This is a genomic window from Parageobacillus galactosidasius (assembly GCF_002217735.1).
Classification (GTDB): Bacteria; Bacillota; Bacilli; order Bacillales; family Anoxybacillaceae; genus Parageobacillus_B; species Parageobacillus_B toebii.
In genome coordinates this window covers 789,350-808,472 of record NZ_NDYL01000002.1, presented here as the reverse complement: position 1 = coordinate 808,472, position 19,123 = coordinate 789,350, and the positions used below count along the sequence as shown (strand labels likewise).

Sequence of the window (19,123 nt, the reverse complement as noted above, 5' to 3'; positions counted from 1 at the left end):
TTTTTTTTGCATAAAAAGGCAAATTCGAAAGAAAATAGGGATAAAACAACAGAAGTAATACGGGAGGGTTCGCGTATGATAAGGAAAATAAAGTGGCATTTATGGTTTGCCGTATTGGTTGCTTGTTTGTTTATCTGTGGAAAACCAGCGGAAGAAGTAAAAGCGTTTTCGAATCAAGTGATTCAGCGAGGGGCGGTTGGAGATGATGTCATTGAATTACAAGCACGATTGCAGTATATCGGATTTTACAATGGAAAAATTGATGGAGTTTTTGGCTGGAATACATATTGGGCAGTGCGCAACTTTCAATATGAATATGGGCTTCCAGTCGACGGGCTTGTCGGTGAGAGTACAAAAGCAAAACTAGTAAAGGTATCGAAATATCATGAGCAATTTGTGAAGGAGCAAATTCGCAAAGGCAATTCGTTTACCCATTACGGGGGCACTCCGTTAAGCCAGCAAGTAAAAAGAAATAAAAGGGGCGGCGGAAACAGCTCGGCAAAAGCAACAGCATCCAATGTGCCAAACGGTTTTTCACAAAACGATATTCAATTGATGGCAAATGCCGTATATGGAGAAGCGCGCGGAGAGCCTTATATCGGCCAAGTCGCCGTGGCAGCCGTCATTTTAAATCGCTTAGAACATCCTTCGTTTCCAGATACGGTGGCGGGAGTGATTTTTCAGCCTGGGGCATTTACTGCAGTAGCCGATGGGCAAATTTGGCTGACGCCGAATGAAACGGCAAAAAAAGCGGTGCTAGATGCGATTAACGGTTGGGATCCTACCGGTGGAGCCATTTATTATTTCAACCCGTCGACAGCAACGAGTGCATGGATTTGGAATAGGCCGCAAATTAAGCGGATCGGCAAACACATTTTTTGTAAATAATGCAGGAGGTGAACAAAAAAATGATACGAAATTTATTAATCGGAGTACTGTCACTTGGAATTGTCGGAACAGCGTATTGGGGATATCGGGAACACCAAGAAAAAAACGCGATATTAATTCATGCTGAAAATAACTATCAGCGTGCTTTCCACGACTTAACCTATCAAATTGACTTATTGCATGATAAAATCGGCACAACGCTTGCCATGAATTCCCGTGCGTCACTTTCTCCGGCTTTGGCTGAAGTATGGAGAATCGCCTCAGAAGCCCATACAAGTGTCGGACAATTGCCGCTTTCTTTACTCCCGTTTAACAAAACGCAAGAGTTTCTTGCCAAAATAGGGGAGTTCAGCTATCGGGCAGCGATTCGCGATTTAGAAAAAGAACCGCTTACGAATGAAGAATATCGCACGTTACAAGCCCTATATAAAAATGCGGCAAATATTCAACAAGAACTTCGCAATGTTCAACATTTAGTTTTAAAAAACAACTTGCGTTGGATGGATGTGGAATTAGCGCTTGCTACAAACGACAGCCCTGACGATAACATTATTATTGATGGGTTTAAATCAGTCGAAAAAAATGTAGATACTTTCTCGAGATCATCAGAATTTAGCCCGACATTTATTGGGTTGAAGAATAAAGAAAAAGGTTTTGTCCGTGCGAAAGGAAAACCAATTTCAAAAACAGAAGCGAAACAAATTGCTCGTTCTTTTCTTGGGTTAAAAGGAACAGAAAACATAAAAGTGACAACAAGTGGAAAAGGAGCAGATGAGCGCTTTTACAGTTTGACGATCCGCGATCCAAAAAAGAAAAGCAGTATTTATATGGACATTACAGAAAAAGGCGGTTATCCGATTTGGGTAATCGATAGCCGTCCAATAAAAAAACAGGCGATTAGTTTGCATGAAGCGGCAAATAGAGGGGTGAAATTTTTGCAGAAGCACAAGTTTAAGAATTTAGAGCTATATGATAGTTCCCAATATGATAACGTAGCTGTATTAACATTTGTGACAAATGAAAACGGAATTCGCATTTATCCGGAAGCAATTAAAATGAAAGTAGCTCTTGATGATGGAACGATTGTCGGCTTCTCTGCGCGTGATTACTTATCTTCTTCCGTTAAACGCCCGCTGTCAAAACCAAAATTGACAGCAGAACAAGCGAGGAAAAAAGTAAATCCAAATTTAAAAGTAATGGAACAGCGCCAAGCAATAATTGTAAACGATATGAACGAGCAAGTGCTCTGCTATGAATTTTTAGGAACACTTGGAGAAGACACATATCAAATTTTTATTAATGCAAACACAGGAATGGAGGAAAAAGTCGAAAAGCTGCAAAGCGTTGAACAAAACTATAGTTAAAGGATATGTTTGTATAGGTGCAAATCCTATCTCTCCCTTTACCAAAGGAAAAGCTTGATGCAAGCTTTTCCTTTTTGTTTTAATAAACATGAGAAGAAAATGAGAGGGAGAGACGATGTTAAAAATAGGGGATACGATAATGTTAGAACCAGCAGGCGGGGAAGAGGAAAAATATAAAAGCAAAGTGGCAGAAATAAGTGACGGTTATATACATATTAACTATCCAATTAATGTAAAAACAGAAAAAACCGTGTTTTTATTAAATGGAATGCAATTTAAAGCAAGTTTTGTTGGGTCGGATCATTGTCTTTATTTATTTGAAACAGAAGTAATTGGAAAAGTGCGGCAGCCGGTGCCAATGGTTGTTCTTTCCTATCCAGGAGTAGATAAGTTAGTGCGCATTCAGCGTCGTCGATATGTAAGAGTGGAAGCGAATACGGATGTGGCGATTCATCCTCTCCATCAAGAATTTATGCCGTTTACAACGATGACGACTGATATTAGCGCTGGCGGAGCCGCGATCGTATTGCCAGAGCATAAGCAAAAGCAGCTGCTTCCTGGAATGGTGGTAGAGGCATGGTTTGTACTTGCTATGAAATCAGGAGAATATCATTATTTAAAAGTGAAAGCAAAAATCGCTCGTATATTTCAAGCGGAAAACAGTGATATATATAAAGCGTCCTTACAATTTTTGGATGTATCTCCGCAAGATCGCGTACGATTGATTCGATATAGTTTTGAACAGCAGTTAGAGATAAGAAAAAGAGAGGAAGATATTGCGAATAAATGGCGAAAAAGCGTGGAATAATGGCTATATAAAAAACGGAAAGCGGGCTGTTGGTTCCAATGAAACGAGTGGAATCTATTTTACTAAAGCTTGTTATTATTCAGTTTGTTTTTTTAATCATTGCTCAATGGCTCATTTTATATACTCCACTTAGCCCTTATTTAGGAAAAATTTATGAATATGAAGGCGTTAGCAGACAAGAAAAGACAAAAACAATCGAAACAATCATCGACCGCTAGCGGCCTATATGGTAAAATGGCATCGAAGCACGCAGGAGTTTCCTGCTTTTTTCTTTGATAAAAAAATATGTAGATAACGGGTAGGAGGAATAAGCAGTTTGTTAAACATCTATAAAAATATATGAAATCATGTAAATATCTCCTGTTATTGAACGTGGAGAGGCGGATGTTCTCCATCTTTTCCATCATCTCCTGTCTGATGATAAAAAATCTTCCCCCTTCCTCACGTAAAGAGGAGATGAAGAAGATTTAGCGAATATATGTTCTTAAGGATCCAAACAAGGGGGAAGGCAAGGGGATGAAAACGGTTCGGGAGATGAAAATCGTTTCTCATGATGAAACACAACTTTACTCATTAGACGAGTTGATGCGCGTCTTTGGTTCCGCGAAGCTCTATGAAGAAGAGGTATCAGGGAACTTGCCTATGATGAACCGATTCAAGCGGAACGAATCGCTGGGATTGACATCAACATTGACCGCATCGCCGTAAGCATCGTTTCGAAACAAGGAAATTTCATTAAATCAAAGGTGTTTTACTGTCATGAACTTGAATATGTGAAATCGAATAAACGAAACAATCTCATTGGAGAAACCGTACGAGATGTGTATGACTGGCTGCTTCAAGAGAATGTGGGGGCGGTGGTCATCGAAAACATTCAACTAAGACAGCGGCACGATACGGACAAACGATTCAATCGCTTCACCCATCATTTTAAAAAGAAAAAGCTGACAGAAACGATCATTCGCCCGGGCTTAAGGCTTGGGTTTTGCATCAAAATTGTGAATCCGGTGTACACCAGTGTTATCGGACGTTTCAAATATATGAAAAAGTATGGGTTATCCGTTCATGAAAGCGCCGCTTTGGTGATTGGCAGGCGGGGATTAGGGTATCAGGAACGGTTGCCAAAAGAACTCATGGACATCATAAAAACGAAAGTGAAACGCCATTGGATTGCCATGTTAGGGTCGATGGAAGAATCCTACAAGCAATCGAAAAGCGGCAAGAAACAACGCCAATATATCGCAATGATGTTATGCAAAATCGAGAATTTCAAACAAGAACATGAATGGTCATTATGGAACATCTTGCACAAATGTTGTTGGCTGAACCAGTACCAAATTCAACTAAAGGAGGTGTAAACCTGGTTGCTAAAATCATTGTCGTGTACTGACCAATGGAAGGAATGGTGCACGACAGATGCCGTCGCTAACCGCGATCCACGGGTTGTCTTTCACAGCAGGTGAATGACAAGGGAAATTCCCTTCCTGATGGAACTCAGGTGTTTCCTGAGCGGCAAGCAGTTTTACTGGTTCCATCGCGATGAATCGATTTTTATAGATTTTAGTAACCAGGAATTATGAGCAAAAAAATCAGCATTGCCATTGATGGACCAGCTGCAGCGGGGAAAAGCACTGTTGCGAAAATTATAGCGAAACGGCTTTCTTATATTTATATTGATACTGGCGCGATGTACCGGGCACTAACGTACGTGGCGCTGCAACAAAAAGTTGCGCTTGATGACGAACAAGCATTAATTTCTTTGTTAAAAAATACATATATTGAATTAAAATCATCTGAACAAGGGCAGCTTGTATTTGTCAATGGAGAAGACGTTACAAACATTATTCGCAGTGAAGAAGTAACCAATGCAGTATCGCTAGTCGCAAAACACCCGTCAGTGCGGGAAGAAATGGTGGCGCGCCAACGCGCTCTCGCAAAAAATGGCGGTGTCGTAATGGATGGCCGTGATATTGGCACATATGTTCTTCCGAATGCAGAAGTAAAAATCTTTTTGAAAGCATCTGTGGAAGAAAGAGCAAAGCGTCGTCATGCGGAAAACATTGCTAGAGGATTTCCATCTGACTTAGAAACGTTGAAAAAGGAAATTGCACGCCGTGATCAAATCGATTCGGAGCGTGAAGTAGCACCGCTTAAGAAAGCGGAAGATGCGATAGAAATTGATACTACGTCACTGTCGATTGAAGAAGTGGTGGATCGCATTATGGAAATTGTAAACGAAAGGATTGGGTGACGGTGGATTTTTATTCGTTTGCCAAGGGAGTTGTAAAAAGCATTTTAACCCCTCTTTACCGTATTGAGGTGATAGGGGCGGAGAAGTTTCCGAAAGAAGGAGGAGTACTTCTTTGCGCAAACCATATTAGCAATCTCGATCCGCCAATCCTTGGAATTACTGCTCCAAGACCGATTCATTTTATGGCGAAAGAGGAATTGTTTCGTGTTCCGCTCTTAAAAAACTTAATTACGACTTTGCATGCGTTTCCGGTAAAAAGAGGAATGAGCGATCGCCAAGCATTGCGAACCGGCTTAGAAGTGTTAAAACAAGGGCATGTGTTAGGCATTTTCCCAGAGGGAACACGAAGCAAAGATGGAAAATTAAAAAAAGGGCTGCCTGGCGTCGGTTTTTTTGCGCTTCGAACAAGTGCCGCTGTTGTTCCATGCGCCATTATTGGTTCATATCGTCCGTTTGTGCCGCTTAAGGTTGTTTACGGATCACCGATTGATATGACGCCACTAAGAGAGAAAAAAGCATCACCGGAAGAAGCGACAGCTTATATTATGCAACATATCCAAGCGTTATTAGATCAGTATCGATAAGCATTCAGTTACATGTCTATTGAGAAAATATGGTATACTAAATAGAAAAACGGTCCTATTGTACATCATGGTTTGGATTGATATAGCGATGATGTAGGTGGTGCTTTCTTATGGAGGAAGCACGGACCGTCAGTCGATTAAGGAGGGTTTAACATGGCAGAGGATATGAATTTAGAAGTGAATGTATATAAGGTAGGTGATATCGTCCGAGGCAAAGTGGTAAAGCTAGAAGATAAACAAGTGCTTGTCGATATTGAAGGAAGCAAACAAAGCGGGATTATTCCAATTAGTGAATTATCTAGTTTGCATATTGAAAAAACAAGTGATGCTGTCTCTGTCGGCGATGAAGTGACGGCGAAAGTCAAAAAAGTAGAAGAAGGCGAAAACGAAGAGGATGGATTGTTAATTTTATCAAAAAAAGCGGTAGACGCAGACCGCGCTTGGGAAGAGTTAGAGAGAAAATTTGCCAGCGGAGAAACGTTTGATGTCGTCGTAAAAGACATCGTCAAAGGCGGGCTTGTTGCTGATGTAGGAGTGCGTGGATTTATACCCGCTTCTCTTGTAGAACCTCACTATGTTGAAGACTTTTCTGATTATAAAGGGAAGACGCTTGCAGTAAAAGTGGTAGAGCTTAACCGTGAAAAAAATCGCATCATTTTATCACATCGTGCTGTTGTGGAAGAAGAGCAAGAACGCAAGCACAAGGAGGCGCTTAGCCGTTTAGAGCCGGGACAAGTGCTTGAGGGAACCGTACGCCGCGTCACCGACTTTGGCGTGTTTGTTGATGTTGGCGGCTTTGATGGACTTGTACATATTTCGCAGCTTTCCCATACACGTGTCGCCCATCCGTCTGAAGTCGTAAAAGAAGGAGAAACCGTAAAAGTAAAAGTGCTTGCGGTTGACGAAGAAAATGGCCGCGTCTCCCTTTCGATCAAAGAAGCAATGCCGGGCCCTTGGGAAGGGATTGCTGAAAAAGTCGCCCCTGGCGATATCGTCACTGGCAAGGTAAAACGGCTTGTACCGTTTGGCGCGTTCGTTGAAATTTTCCCAGGCGTCGAAGGTCTTGTCCACATTTCACAAATCTCTAATAAGCGCATCGGCACCCCTCATGAAGTGCTAAAAGAAGGAGAAGAAGTAAAAGCGAAAGTGCTTGATGTAAACGAAGCGGAGCGCCGCATTTCGTTAAGTATGCGCGAGCTGATCGAAGAAGAAACAGCACCCGAAGAAGATTATAGCCAATATACAAAGCCGTCTAATGAAGTAAGAGGTTTTCAAATTGGCGAAGTCCTCGGGGAACAGCTGAAAAAATTAAAATAACGAGGATGAAGCAATGAGCAGAGCAAAGCGGAAAATCGAACATATTCAGCATGCGCTCTCTACTGCCGATCAAGGTGCAAGCGGATTTGATGACATTACGTTTGTTCATCAAAGTTTACCTGATGTACGCATGAACGATATTCACTTGCATACTGCTTTAGGCGAACTTTCGTTAAGTTCGCCTTTCTTTATCAATGCGATGACCGGCGGCGGAGGAAAACAAACGTTTGAAATTAATAAAGGATTAGCGGAGGCGGCAAAACATTGCCGAATAGCGATGGCCGTTGGTTCGCAAACATCGGCGCTAAGAGACAATAAACAGCGAGGAACGTTTGAGATTGTACGAAAAGTAAATAAAAACGGCATTATTTTTGCGAATATTGGCAGTGAAGCAACTGTCGATGATGCGAAGCGTGCTGTAGATATGATTGAGGCGGACGGTCTGCAAATTCATTTAAATGTGGTGCAAGAGCTTGTGATGCCGGAAGGAGATCGTGATTTTACGGGAGTACTGCTTCGCATCGAACAAATTGTTCAAGCCGTTCAAGTCCCTGTTATCGTAAAAGAAGTAGGATTTGGCATGAGCAAGGAAACTGCTTCGCGCTTAGAAGAAGTAGGCGTGAAAATCGTCGATGTTGGAGGCTTGGGCGGCACCAATTTTGCCCGTATTGAAAATAAACGACGTTCCAACATAATAACGTATTTTAATGATTGGGGGATTCCAACGGCGGCATCAATCGTAGAGGTAGCGCAAACCTCTCCTTCTTTAGTCGTGATCGGCAGCGGCGGTGTCCGTACAGCGTTGGATGCTGCGAAAGCGATCGCCCTAGGAGCATCCGCTGTTGGAATGGCGGGACCATTGTTGCGAACGCTTGTCGAACAAGGAGTGGAAGCGTTAGTCGCCTATATCGAGGAGCTTCATCACGATTTAACGTTGATTATGGGAGCGCTGGGGGCAAAGACGATCGATAAGCTGCAGCGTGTGCCGCTTGTCATTCGCGGCGATACGCATCATTGGTTAACGGAAAGAGGCTTTGACACGAAAGTATATAGTTGCCGATAAATTCCCCCTTCATCCCGATGACCAAAATCACGGGACGAAGGGGTTTTTCATTAACCCCCTCTGAGTAAAGCGGGGAGATGAATCGCGGTGTTTTTTTATTCTTTAAATCGAACATATATTCTATAAAAAGATCAACAAAATCTATGCTCCATGGACAAAAAAGGTTCTTTCGCACGCCGAAAGCTGGCCTCGTTTGGCTGTACACCTGCAACCGTGAGTTGGAATAAGTGCCTCCGGCTAGCGAAGGAATGCTTTTTTCATGTTTTAAATAACTTTATTGTCAAAAAAGGGGTTATCGTATTTTAAAAATGGAAAAAATAAAAGTTGAGAACGCCTGCTTGTTAGAAAGAAGGGGAATTGGATGTTTTTTTTTAAAGAAAGGAAGAAAAGAAAACAAATCATAAAGAAACAAGAACAAGACCAAAAACAACAGAACCAAAATCAGCAACAACAGGACTTTCTTTCTACCGACTTAAATAAAAATCTGCAAAAACTGCAAAATATCTATCAAAATTGTATGGATGTCGTTTTTCGCCCATTTCAAATTGGTGGAAAAACAAAGGCAGCCCTTATTTATATCGACGGTTTAGCTAACATCGAAGAAATCGATGCGGGCGTACTCACCCCTTTGATGAAAGAAAATAATGCCAAGGAGAATACCGATCAGTTCATTCATGTCAATCATATACTAGAACAAAAATTGACCGTTTCTAAGGTAAAGAGAGTACAAACGATAACAAAGTGCATTGAACAGATCTCTGGTGGAAATCCGGTCTTGCTTATCGATCAACAAAGCGAAGGATTCGCTTTAGGTTTGCCACATTGGGAAAAACGTTCCATCGAAGAACCGGTGGGGGAATCCGTGATAAGGGGGCCGAGGGAGGGCTTCACCGAATCATTAGGGACTAATCTTGCTTTGTTGCGCAGAAAAATAAGAAGCCCGCAGCTGAAAACAAAATCAATGAAAATTGGGGAGTACACCCAGACTGAAGTAGTCATCTCTTATATTGAAGGGATTGCTGAGCAAACGTTAATCCAAGAAGTAGAGGCCCGGCTTAACCGTATCAAGGTAGATGGCATTTTGGAAACGAGTTATATTGAAGAGTTAATTGAGGACAATCCTTACTCTCCGTTTCCTCAAGTTTTGGATACCGAACGGCCTGATGTGGTGGCGGCAAACCTGCTTGAAGGACGAGTAGCGATTTTTCAAGATGGCACTCCTTTCGTTTTGATTGTGCCGGTTTCTTTTTATTCCTTGCTGCAATCAAATGAAGATTACTATCAACGATCCTTAATGAGCACGGCAACCCGCTGGCTGCGTTACATATTTCTTTTGATATCTCTTTTACTGCCGTCGTTGTATGTGGCGCTCCTTACTTTTCATCAGGAAATGCTTCCTACTACACTTTTGATAACCATTGCTGCTTCTCGGGAGAAAGTTCCCTTTCCGGCGCTGGTCGAAGCGGTGCTCATGGAATTAGCATTTGAGGCCATACGTGAAGCGGGGGTGAGGCTTCCTAAACAAGCGGGTGCCGCGGTTAGTATCGTTGGCGCGCTGGTGATTGGGCAAGCTGCGGTTCAAGCAGGCCTCGTTTCTGCTCCACTGATCATGGTAGTTGCTTTGACAGGGATTGCTTCTTTTACCGTCCCGCGCTATACGACTGGAATGGCATTAAGGTTGCTGCGCTTTCCGATGATCTTCCTGGCAGGGACTTTAGGGCTTCTCGGGATTATGCTTGGGCTGCTTATGATTGTTACTCATATGGTGACGCTTCGTTCTTTCGGCGTTCCCTACTTATCTCCGATGGCTCCAATACAAGGGGGCGAAATGAAAGACGTGCTGCTGCGCGCACATTTGTGGAAGTTCAATACACGCCCTCATTTAACGGGAGCGGATAATAACATCGAGCGGCAAGGTCCGAATCAGAGACCGAGTCCTGATTACGGAGATAACGAGACGAGTAAAGGGAAAGGAGGGTCATGATGATGATCGAGAAAGGAAAAATATCTGCGGCGCAAATGGCGATGATGATGTATCCTACGATTATCGCAACAGCCATTCTCTTAGTCCCTGCAATCACCGCCCGGCATGCGAATCAGGATATGTGGCTCTCTCCTCTTTGGGCTTCTTTCGTTGGTTTTTTGACGGTCTATATTGCCGTTCGGTTGCATCAGTTCTATCCACAGAAAACCCTTATCGAGTATAGCGAGGATATTCTCGGCAAATTTCTAGGAAAAGCGGTTGGGTTGATCTTTTTATTTTTCCATTTGCATATAAGCGGGATTATTGTCCGAGAGTATGGCGAATTTGTTGTAGGCAACTTTCTTTTTCATACTCCATTAGTTTTTGTAATGGGAAGTATGATCCTAGTGTGCTCCTTTGCTGTCCGCGGTGGTGTAGAAGTGATAGGCAGGCTTGCGGAATTGTCCGTACCTGTTGTGGTGATGTTTATATTGATCATTATTATCCTTTTGATCCCGGATATGGAAGCAAAGAATATGTTTCCAATTATGGAAAAGGGAATAATGCCCTCGCTCATGGGCGCGATAGTCCCGCAAGGCTGGTTCAGTGAGTTTCTTCTTATCGCTTTTCTCCTTCCTTATGTAGCCGATCAAAATAAAGGAAAGAAATGGGGCATGATCTCGGTCACTGCGGTCATGTTGACTTTATCTTTCGTCAACATTGCCAGCCTTTTCGTTCTAGGAGGAATCACCGACCATTTTGTTTATCCCGTAGCGAGCGCCGTCCGTTACATTAGCATTGCGGATTTTCTTGAACACCTTGAAGCCTTCTTAACGGCTCTTTGGGTAGTGGGTGTATTTTTGAAAATTTCTGTTTTTTATTATGTTTTGGTGTTGGGAACGGCGCAATGGTTGAATTTGTCGGATTATCGCCCGATCGTTTTTCCCATGGGATTTTTCATACTGTTATTTGCCGTCTGGTCGGCGCCGAATTTAATAGAATTGACCCGCTTTCTAGGAGGTTCTTCCTTGTTTTACCGGTTTTCGATTCAAACGGGACTTCCTCTCCTTCTCCTATTGATCGCAAAATGGCGCAAAAGAACCAATAACCAAAAATTAATAGGATAGCATGAAACAAGGGGAGAAAGGAGATAAACAAAAATGGGCATCTTGCAAAAAGCAGCAAAACTTCTTTTCGTTTGTGTTCATCTTATTTTGTTAAGCGGCTGTTGGGACAGGAAGGAAGTCAATGATTTAGCGCTAATCGTAGGATTAGGGATTGATCAAACAAAAGATGGGAAAATCATGCTTACAGCGGAAATAATCGTCCCGAAAGCTGTCGGTGGAGGAGGTCAGATGATAGGTGGCGGCGATGGCGGTGGCGGTGGCGGGGCTGAAACGATAGTAAGATCGGGAACGGGTACCACCGTGGCTGATGCGATCTCAAACCTGCAAGAGAAGCTTCCTCGACGTATTTTCTGGGGACACACGGAGGTGATCGTGTTCGGGGAGAAAGCAGCAAAAGCAGGGATTCGCCAGCATCTCGACTTTCTGGGCCGCAATCCAGAAACTCGCCTTCGTGCCAATGTATTCGTGAGTAAAGGAACCGCGAAAAGTGTGCTTGAATTGTCCCCCCTAGTGGAGCAAAGCTCAGCAGAGGTGCTGCGGGAATTGTCAGAATCGAAGCTTTTACTGCGGGTAACGGCAAAAGATGCTCTGCAAATGCTAAGCGGCGATGCCGGCGCAGCGGCTCTTCCCATGGTGAAGATTTTGCCCCCGGAAAAAGGGACACAAGAGTTGCAGACCATTGCGTTTATCCAACGTACCGCCATTTTTAAGAAGGATAAAATGGTCGGGGATATTAATGATAAATTGACTCGGGGCGTGCTTTGGCTCAGAGATGAGATCAAACACGCGGATGTCACGGTTACGCCAAAAGGGGGAAAGGGAAAGATCACGGCCACGCTGATCAGAGCGCGTACGGAACTTATTCCTAAATATGAGAAAGGCAAATGGAAGATGATCGTAAAGGCGACCGCGGAAGACGATATCATATTAAATGGAACGAAATTGAATTTGATGAATCCTAAGTATACGAAAATAATCGAAAAAGAATTGGCAAAGGAGACGGAGAAGCGTATTAGAGACACATTGAAAAAAGTACAAAAAGAAATGAAGGCCGATATTTTTGGCTTTGCAGAGATTTTTCACCGAAAATATCCAAGAGAATGGAACCGGGTAAAGGATCGCTGGGAGGAAATCTTCCCTGACGTTGAAGTGGTTGTGAAGACGAAGGCATACGTCCGTAGACCAGGCATAGGCACCACTCCGCAAGGATTGCCTGAACAAGAGGTGAAACAATAAGGTAAAGAAGGTACAAACGATGACAGATTGCATCGAACAGATTTCCCTTGGAACCCCGGTCTTGTCTATCGATCAACAAAGCGAAGGTTTTGCTTTAGGTTTGTCCAAGTGGGAAAAACGTTCTATCGAAGAACCGATTGGGGAATCCCCCGTTTAACAGGAACAGATAGCACCCGGCGGCAAGGTCCGGATCAGAAAACTGAATCCTGATTACGGAGATGACAGGGCGGGGAAAGGAAAAAGGAGGGTCATGATGATGATCGAGAAAGGAAAAATATCTGCGGCGCAAATGGGGATGATGATGTATCCTACGATTATCGCAACAGCCGTTCTCTTAGTCCCTGCAATCACCGCCCGGCACGCAAAACAGGATATGTGGCTCTCTCCTCTTTGGGCTTCTTTCGTTGGTTTTTTGACGGTCTATATTGCCGTTCGGCTGCATCAGTTCTATCCACAGAAAACCCTTATCGAGTACAGCGAGGATATTCTCGGCAAATTTTTAGGGAAAGCGGTTGGGTTGATCTTTTTATTTTTCTATTTGCATGCAAGCGGACTTATTCTTCGGGAGTATGGCGAATTTGTTGTAGGCAACTTTCTTTTTCATACTCCACTAGTTGTTGTGATGGGAAGTATGATCCTAGTGTGCTCCTTTGCCGTCCGCGGAGGTGTGGAAGTGATAGGCAGGCTTGCGGAATTGTCCGTACCTGTTGTGGTGATGTTTATATTGATCATTATTATCCTTTTGATCCCGGATATGGAAGCAAAGAATATGTTTCCAATTATGGAAAAGGGAATAATGCCCTCGCTCATGGGCGCGATAGTCCCGCAAGGCTGGTTCAGTGAGTTTCTTCTTATCGCTTTTCTCCTTCCTTATGTAGCCGATCAAAATAAAGGAAAGAAATGGGGCATGATCTCGGTCACTGCGGTCATGTTGACTTTATCTTTCGTCAACATTGCCAGCCTTTTCGTTCTAGGAGGAATCACCGACCATTTTGTTTATCCCGTAGCGAGCGCCGTCCGTTACATTAGCATTGCGGATTTTCTTGAACACCTTGAAGCCATCATAACGGCTCTTTGGGTAGTGGGTGTATTTTTGAAAATTTCTGTTTTTTATTATGCTTCGGTGTTGGGAACGGCGCAATGGCTGAATTTGTCGGATTATCGCCCGATCGTTTTTCCCATGGGATTTTTCATACTGTTATTTGCCGTCTGGTCGGCGCCGAATTTAATGGAGTTGACTCGTTTTCTAGGAAGTTCGTTCCCGTTTTACATTCTTTCGGTTCAAGCAGGAATTCCTCTCCTTCTCCTATTCATCGCAAAATGGCGCAAAAGAACTAATAATCAAAAATTAACAGGATAGCAATGAAACAAGGGGAAAGAGGAGATAAACAAAAGCGGTCATCTTGCAAAAAGTAGCAAAAATGGTTTTGATTTATATTTATCTTCTTCATACGTCCATAGACCAGACATAGGCACCATTCCGCAAGGATTGCCTGAACAAGGGGTGAACACAATAATGAAGGCTGCTTTTATACTGGGCACTCTTGTCTTGGTTGCCCTCATCTTTCTATACGAGTGGCCGCGAATAAACCGGACGCAGAAAAAAGAAAAAGTCGTTTTTGTTGTACTTTTAAGTCTGGGAACGATTCTTGCGATAGTGTTAATATGGAATCCCGATCTTCCAGGGCCGACGCAGATGGTCGACTACATTTATAAACCACTCGGGCGAATGATGGAAAAATAAAAGTTCTTGATGTTCTGCTTTTTCAATTTGAAAGCTGACTCCATTTGTAATCATGGAGTCAGCTTTTTTGATGCTATCCTTTTTAATCTTTCTGCACTTGTCGCGGATAAATGCGGTGCGTCTACTTTTTAGTGTTGATTTCGTTCTCTTGCTGCTTCTGGGTCTTCGAGTCTTGTTGCGCCTTTGTGTTCGATAGATTGATCACGGTCGGACTCGACGCGGTGTGATTGTTTTAGCTTTTTTTCTTGCCGGTCTTTGCCCACTTTGTTTTCGCTCCTTTCTTTTTCTATGTCATTCTTTACTATAACTATTTTTTATTTTCCTTATGCGCGAATGAATGTTCATAAAAGATGAAATAATGAACATAATAAGGGGGTGGAAGGTATGGAAGGTATTTATTTTTACTCCTTTTTTTGGATAATATGGATGATCGCAACTTTTTTTATGAAAAAAACACGCCAACGGACGATGTTGGCCGCGATCGCATTGATTACCATTATCCTCTCATCTGTTTCGCTGTATATAGGCAGTTTTTGTGTAACGCTTTCTTTTTTATTTCTTTTTTTCTTATCCTGTTATTTCACGGCAAAGCAAACTCGCCGGAAGCTTCTATATTTAGTGATCGCCGCATTGACGATTGCCTTTGCCTATACATCTTTCCAATTGCTCGTTCTTTTTGACCCAGTATGGATATGGATGGATCGTACATGGATGCTTGCAGGGATGCTATTCATAATATGTTTTCTATTTTACGAAAATATTCAATCACGTTTAGTATGCTTGATCGTTGGAAGCTGCCAAGGAGAAATATTGTACTCCATCATTTCCAAAAGAGTAGCGTTTTCATATATCATTGGTTCTTTTTCTTTTTTAGACACAATATCCATTAGTGCGTTTTGCTTGCTTATTTGGACGCTATTCGAGCAGATTGCAGTGTATGTCGATGGGAAAAAACAAATAAGGGGGACAAGACAGCCATGAATGAATATACTTTTCCCATTCTATATGGAGTTGTGGTTGGAGTGCTGACACGGTTATATTTATTACGGACAGACTATCGTCAATATCCGACATATTTGCACGGAAAAACCATTCACATCGCTCTTGGTGTGATTGCTGCTGGCCTCGGCACCATTGCCGTTCCGGCCATTATGGAAAAAGAATTTACAGCCATCACTTTTTTAGCGCTTGCTGCGTCGCAGTTTCGTGAAGTGCGCAATATGGAACGCAATACATTGAACGAACTTGACCAATATGAACTTGTGCCGCGCGGAAAGACATATATTGAAGGAATTGCCATTGTTTTTGAAGGGCGCAACTATTTAGTTATTTTTACTTCTTTCTTTTCCACACTTGCGTATTTAATATGGAATGTTTGGGCAGCAATGGTTGTCAGTGTGATTTGTTTGTTCATTGCGCACCGGTTTATGACCGGGAATCGCTTAAAAGATATTGCAGACGTGGAATATGTAAAGCCGCATTTTGAAGGAGCGGGATTATATGTTGATAACATTTACATTATGAATATCGGGCTGCAAGCACGCCGCGAAGAGATTTTGCGATATGGGATGGGGTTTATTTTAACGCCGAAAAATTTTAATGCGCGCACAACGATTGCAAACCTGGGACAACGGCAGGCGATTTTGCATGACGTATCTTCCGCGCTTGGAGTATATCGCGATTCAGGGACGCCGGCGCTTGTGCCCCTAGCCAAACGGGATTTAAATGATGGGCGTGTGGGTATTTTTATTTTGCCGCAGGTGAATGACATCGAAAAGGCAAAAAAGATTATTGAGAATGCACCGATATTAGAAAATGCTATTCGTATGCCAAAAAAACGGCAGTTCATTCGAAGGGGAGAATAGAAGAATATGACACATGAGAAAATGATCCTAGCTGTCATTACAACGAATGCGCAAAAAGTTGCGGGAGGGGCTCCGATTTTTACATGTGAAACAAAAGAAGAAATGGAGAGGATCGCCGCCAATTTAGAAGCGATTCTTGATGGGATTGCTCATGAGCTGGCAGAAGAATTATTCATCATTGTCAAGCATTAGATTATTGTTGGCGAATGGTGTTTTTGATAAAATAAAACAGCTGTACTCTTCCTTGAAGGGTGCTTTTTTACAGTCGCGATACGTAAAGAAAGGGTGATAGCATGACCAATCCAGTTGTAGCAATTGTTGGACGTCCGAATGTTGGAAAATCAACGATTTTTAACCGAATCGTTGGTGAGCGTATTTCTATTGTGGAGGATGTACCTGGGGTGACTCGCGACAGAATTTACAGCAGCGCGGAATGGTTAAATCATAAATTTTACTTAATTGATACAGGCGGGATCGATATTGGCGATGAGCCGCTTTTAGTGCAAATTCGCCAACAAGCGGAAATCGCGATCGATGAAGCAGACGTTATTATTTTTATGGTAAACGGCCGTGATGGAGTGACAGCGGCTGATGAGGAAGTAGCGAAAATTTTACACCGTTCTAACAAACCTGTTGTCCTTGCGGTGAATAAAATTGATAATCCAGAAATGCGCGATCTCATTTACGATTTTTATGCACTTGGGTTTGGCGATCCATATCCGATTTCCGGTTCGCACGGAACGGGGCTCGGTGATTTATTGGATGCAGTAGCACGTCATTTTCCAAAACGCGGTCAAGAAGAATATGAAGAAGATGTAATTAAGTTTTGTTTAATTGGACGGCCGAACGTTGGCAAATCATCCCTTGTTAATGCCATTTTAGGAGAAGAGCGCGTCATTGTCAGCGATATTGCCGGTACGACACGGGATGCTGTCGATACAACGTTTGTGAGGGAAGGACAAGAATATGTTATTATTGATACAGCAGGAATGAGAAAAAGAGGAAAAATTTATGAAAGCACCGAAAAATATAGTGTATTGCGCGCGTTAAAAGCGATTGAGCGCTCTGATGTCGTTCTCGTTGTTTTGAACGCCGAAGAGGGGATTATCGAACAAGATAAAAAAATTGCCGGATATGCCCATGAAGCGGGGCGAGGTGTAATCATTGTTGTAAACAAATGGGATGCGATTGAAAAAGATGACAAAACATTGATCGAATTTGAGCGGAAAATTCGTGATCATTTTCCATTTCTTGATTATGCGCCAATTATCTTTGTTTCTGCAAAAACAAAACAACGCTTACATAAATTATTGCCGCTCGTTCGCATGGTGAGTGAAAAACATGCGATGCGCGTGCAAACAAATGTGTTGAATGAAGTGATTATGGATGCAGTAGCAATGAATCCGACACCAACGCATAACGGACGGCGCTTAAAAATTTATTACATGACGCAAGTGGCTGTAAAACCGCCAACGTTTGTTGTTTTTGTCAACGACCCAGAATTGATGCATTTCTCCTATGAACGCTTTTTAGAAAACCGCATCCGCGATGCGTTTGGCTTCGAAGGCACACCAATAAAAATCATCGCCAGACCAAGGAAATAAGAAAAGCGAAGGGCGCCCAGAGCTAGACAATAAGAAAAGCGGAGGCGGCGAAGCTGGACAATAAGAAAAGCGAAGGCGCCGAAGCTAGACAATAAGAAAAGCGAAGGGTGCCTGCTTATCGGCGACACCGAAAAGCGGAGGCGGCAAGCAATTTTATAAAAGGAAGTGAGAAACGATGGAGCAAATTACAGTGCTAGGAGCAGGAAGCTGGGGGACAGCGCTTTCCATTGTTTTAGCAGATAACAAATATCTTGTTCGTCTTTGGGGGCACCGTTCGGAGCAGATTGAGGAAATAAACACAAAACGGACGAATGAAAAATATTTGCCAGGGATTCAGCTGCCTGAAGGAATTGTTGGTTATGATGATCTTTGTCGGGCGCTAGATCATATTCAAACGGTTGTGTTAGCTGTACCGACAAAAGCAATCCGAGAAGTATTACGGAAAGTGGGCAATTGTATTCATGAACCAATCACCATTGTAGCAGTGAGTAAAGGAATTGAACCAGACACACATAAACGTGTCTCTGAAATCATTGAGGAAGAAATGGGAGAGCTTTTGCAAGATGTTGTCGTCTTATCTGGCCCGAGCCATGCCGAGGAAGTAAGCTTGCGCCATCCGACGACCGTAACCGTTTCTTCGAAAAACATGAAAGCGGCGGAGCGCATTCAAGATTTGTTTATGAACCACCAATACTTTCGCGTTTACACCAATCCGGATTTAATTGGGGTTGAACTCGGTGGAGCGTTGAAAAATATTATCGCTTTAGCTGCCGGTATTACGGATGGATTAGGATATGGGGATAATGCAAAAGCGGCCCTTATTACAAGAGGTCTTGCAGAAATTGCCCGCTTAGGCTGCGCGCTTGGTGCCAATCCGCTGACCTTTGCCGGATTAACAGGCGTCGGCGACTTAATTGTCACATGTACAAGTGTTCATTCACGAAATTGGCGCGCTGGTCATATGTTGGGAAAAGGAAAAAAGCTGGATGAAGTGCTTGAAAGCATGGGAATGGTTGTAGAAGGGGTAAGAACAACGAAAGCGGCTTATCAGCTTGCCAAAAAACTCGGAGTAAAAATGCCAATCACGGAAGTGCTTTATGAAGTACTGTTCGACGGAAAAGATCCAAAAGATGCGGTGGATTCGTTAATGTCGCGAGGGAAAACGCAAGAGATGGATGATTTAATGAATATTCTTACGGAATCGCAACAGTAAAAATAAAGAAAATAGGCGTTCGATGATACAAGTTGTTTGTACTTCGCATACAATACTACGAACAACTATAGACTTGAGCTTCCGGAACAAGGGTAT

20 protein-coding genes and 1 pseudogene are annotated in these 19,123 nt (G+C 42.9%); 20 read left to right on the top strand and 1 reads right to left on the bottom strand.

All coding sequences use genetic code 11. The annotated features are described in order from the left end of the window. The first annotated feature begins 75 nt into the window (after nt 1-75). The 15 genes and pseudogenes from sleB to B9L23_RS13490 all read left to right on the top strand — a co-directional run bounded on the left by sleB (nt 76) and on the right by B9L23_RS13490 (nt 13,961). Nucleotides 76-888, top strand: a complete 813-nt coding sequence (gene sleB, locus B9L23_RS13550; protein ID WP_062753196.1) for a spore cortex-lytic enzyme — start codon at nt 76-78, stop codon at nt 886-888. A gap of 20 nt (nt 889-908) precedes the next feature. Continuing rightward, nucleotides 909-2,252, top strand: coding sequence for a germination protein YpeB (ypeB, locus tag B9L23_RS13545; protein ID WP_089097858.1), 1,344 nt, complete (start codon nt 909-911; stop codon nt 2,250-2,252). A gap of 115 nt (nt 2,253-2,367) precedes the next feature. Continuing rightward, the gene (locus B9L23_RS13540; RefSeq protein ID WP_089097857.1) at nt 2,368-3,060 is read left to right on the top strand and encodes a flagellar brake protein; all 693 of its coding nucleotides are present in this window, start codon (nt 2,368-2,370) and stop codon (nt 3,058-3,060) included. Between the two features lie 38 nt (nt 3,061-3,098). Continuing rightward, a complete protein-coding gene (locus B9L23_RS13535) occupies nt 3,099-3,278 on the top strand; it encodes a YpfB family protein (RefSeq protein ID WP_041269932.1) in 180 nt (59 codons plus the stop codon). A 298-nt stretch (nt 3,279-3,576) separates the two neighbouring features. Continuing rightward, entirely contained in the window at nt 3,577-3,768 is a 192-nt protein-coding gene (locus B9L23_RS21160) for a hypothetical protein (RefSeq protein WP_245842425.1), read from the top strand. 65 nt (nt 3,769-3,833) lie between these two features. Beyond that, a complete protein-coding gene (locus tag B9L23_RS13530) occupies nt 3,834-4,418 on the top strand; it encodes an IS200/IS605 family accessory protein TnpB-related protein (RefSeq protein WP_245842423.1) in 585 nt (194 codons plus the stop codon). Between the two features lie 218 nt (nt 4,419-4,636). Beyond that, nucleotides 4,637-5,311 (top strand): (d)CMP kinase, encoded by a 675-nt coding sequence (cmk, locus tag B9L23_RS13525; protein ID WP_081189598.1) that lies wholly within the window; start codon nt 4,637-4,639, stop codon nt 5,309-5,311. Further along, nucleotides 5,308-5,895: a lysophospholipid acyltransferase family protein gene (locus tag B9L23_RS13520; protein ID WP_041269700.1), complete on the top strand. Its 588-nt coding sequence runs from the start codon at nt 5,308-5,310 to the stop codon at nt 5,893-5,895. The genes cmk and B9L23_RS13520 overlap by 4 nt, the downstream gene beginning before the upstream one ends. A 153-nt stretch (nt 5,896-6,048) precedes the next feature. Continuing rightward, complete coding sequence (gene rpsA, locus B9L23_RS13515) at nt 6,049-7,212, top strand: 30S ribosomal protein S1 (protein WP_015864304.1); 1,164 nt, start codon at nt 6,049-6,051, stop codon at nt 7,210-7,212. 13 nt (nt 7,213-7,225) lie between these two features. Continuing rightward, nucleotides 7,226-8,275 carry a type 2 isopentenyl-diphosphate Delta-isomerase gene (gene fni, locus B9L23_RS13510; protein ID WP_081189600.1) on the top strand — a complete coding sequence of 350 codons (1,050 nt, stop codon included), beginning with the start codon at nt 7,226-7,228 and terminating at the stop codon, nt 8,273-8,275. A 361-nt stretch (nt 8,276-8,636) separates the two neighbouring features. After that, nucleotides 8,637-10,259 carry a spore germination protein gene (locus B9L23_RS13505; RefSeq protein WP_089097856.1) on the top strand — a complete coding sequence of 541 codons (1,623 nt, stop codon included), beginning with the start codon at nt 8,637-8,639 and terminating at the stop codon, nt 10,257-10,259. A 2-nt stretch (nt 10,260-10,261) separates the two neighbouring features. Continuing rightward, nucleotides 10,262-11,365 carry a GerAB/ArcD/ProY family transporter gene (locus B9L23_RS13500; protein ID WP_211278829.1) on the top strand — a complete coding sequence of 368 codons (1,104 nt, stop codon included), beginning with the start codon at nt 10,262-10,264 and terminating at the stop codon, nt 11,363-11,365. A 33-nt stretch (nt 11,366-11,398) separates the two neighbouring features. Continuing rightward, nucleotides 11,399-12,601, top strand: a complete 1,203-nt coding sequence (locus tag B9L23_RS13495) for a Ger(x)C family spore germination protein (RefSeq protein WP_081189981.1) — start codon at nt 11,399-11,401, stop codon at nt 12,599-12,601. Then, a pseudogene (locus B9L23_RS20125) lies at nt 12,597-12,755 on the top strand (spore germination protein); the annotation flags it as partial. The gene B9L23_RS13495 and the pseudogene B9L23_RS20125, both read left to right, overlap by 5 nt. A gap of 102 nt (nt 12,756-12,857) precedes the next feature. After that, on the top strand, nt 12,858-13,961 hold the full coding sequence (locus B9L23_RS13490) for a GerAB/ArcD/ProY family transporter (RefSeq protein ID WP_171698720.1): 1,104 nt from the start codon (nt 12,858-12,860) through the stop codon (nt 13,959-13,961). Nucleotides 13,962-14,473: 512 nt separating this feature from the next. Here B9L23_RS13490 and B9L23_RS13480 read toward each other — a convergent pair. Further along, nucleotides 14,474-14,608 carry a YpzI family protein gene (locus B9L23_RS13480; RefSeq protein ID WP_015864298.1) on the bottom strand — a complete coding sequence of 45 codons (135 nt, stop codon included), beginning with the start codon at nt 14,606-14,608 and terminating at the stop codon, nt 14,474-14,476. 121 nt (nt 14,609-14,729) lie between these two features. On the opposite strand from B9L23_RS13480, the gene B9L23_RS13475 reads away from it, so the two are divergent. The 5 genes from B9L23_RS13475 (at nt 14,730) to B9L23_RS13455 (ending at nt 19,027) form a co-directional block, all read left to right on the top strand. Further along, nucleotides 14,730-15,326, top strand: coding sequence for a YphA family membrane protein (locus B9L23_RS13475; protein ID WP_089097855.1), 597 nt, complete (start codon nt 14,730-14,732; stop codon nt 15,324-15,326). After that, entirely contained in the window at nt 15,323-16,210 is an 888-nt protein-coding gene (locus B9L23_RS13470) for a YIEGIA family protein (protein ID WP_089097854.1), read from the top strand. Before B9L23_RS13475 ends, B9L23_RS13470 begins: the two co-directional genes overlap by 4 nt. 6 nt (nt 16,211-16,216) lie before the next feature. Next, a complete protein-coding gene (locus B9L23_RS13465; protein WP_015864295.1) occupies nt 16,217-16,402 on the top strand; it encodes a capping complex subunit for YIEGIA in 186 nt (61 codons plus the stop codon). A gap of 101 nt (nt 16,403-16,503) precedes the next feature. Beyond that, nucleotides 16,504-17,814: a ribosome biogenesis GTPase Der gene (der, locus tag B9L23_RS13460; protein ID WP_089097853.1), complete on the top strand. Its 1,311-nt coding sequence runs from the start codon at nt 16,504-16,506 to the stop codon at nt 17,812-17,814. A gap of 175 nt (nt 17,815-17,989) precedes the next feature. Beyond that, a complete protein-coding gene (locus B9L23_RS13455; RefSeq protein ID WP_041269699.1) occupies nt 17,990-19,027 on the top strand; it encodes an NAD(P)H-dependent glycerol-3-phosphate dehydrogenase in 1,038 nt (345 codons plus the stop codon). Nucleotides 19,028-19,123: the final 96 nt, after the last annotated feature.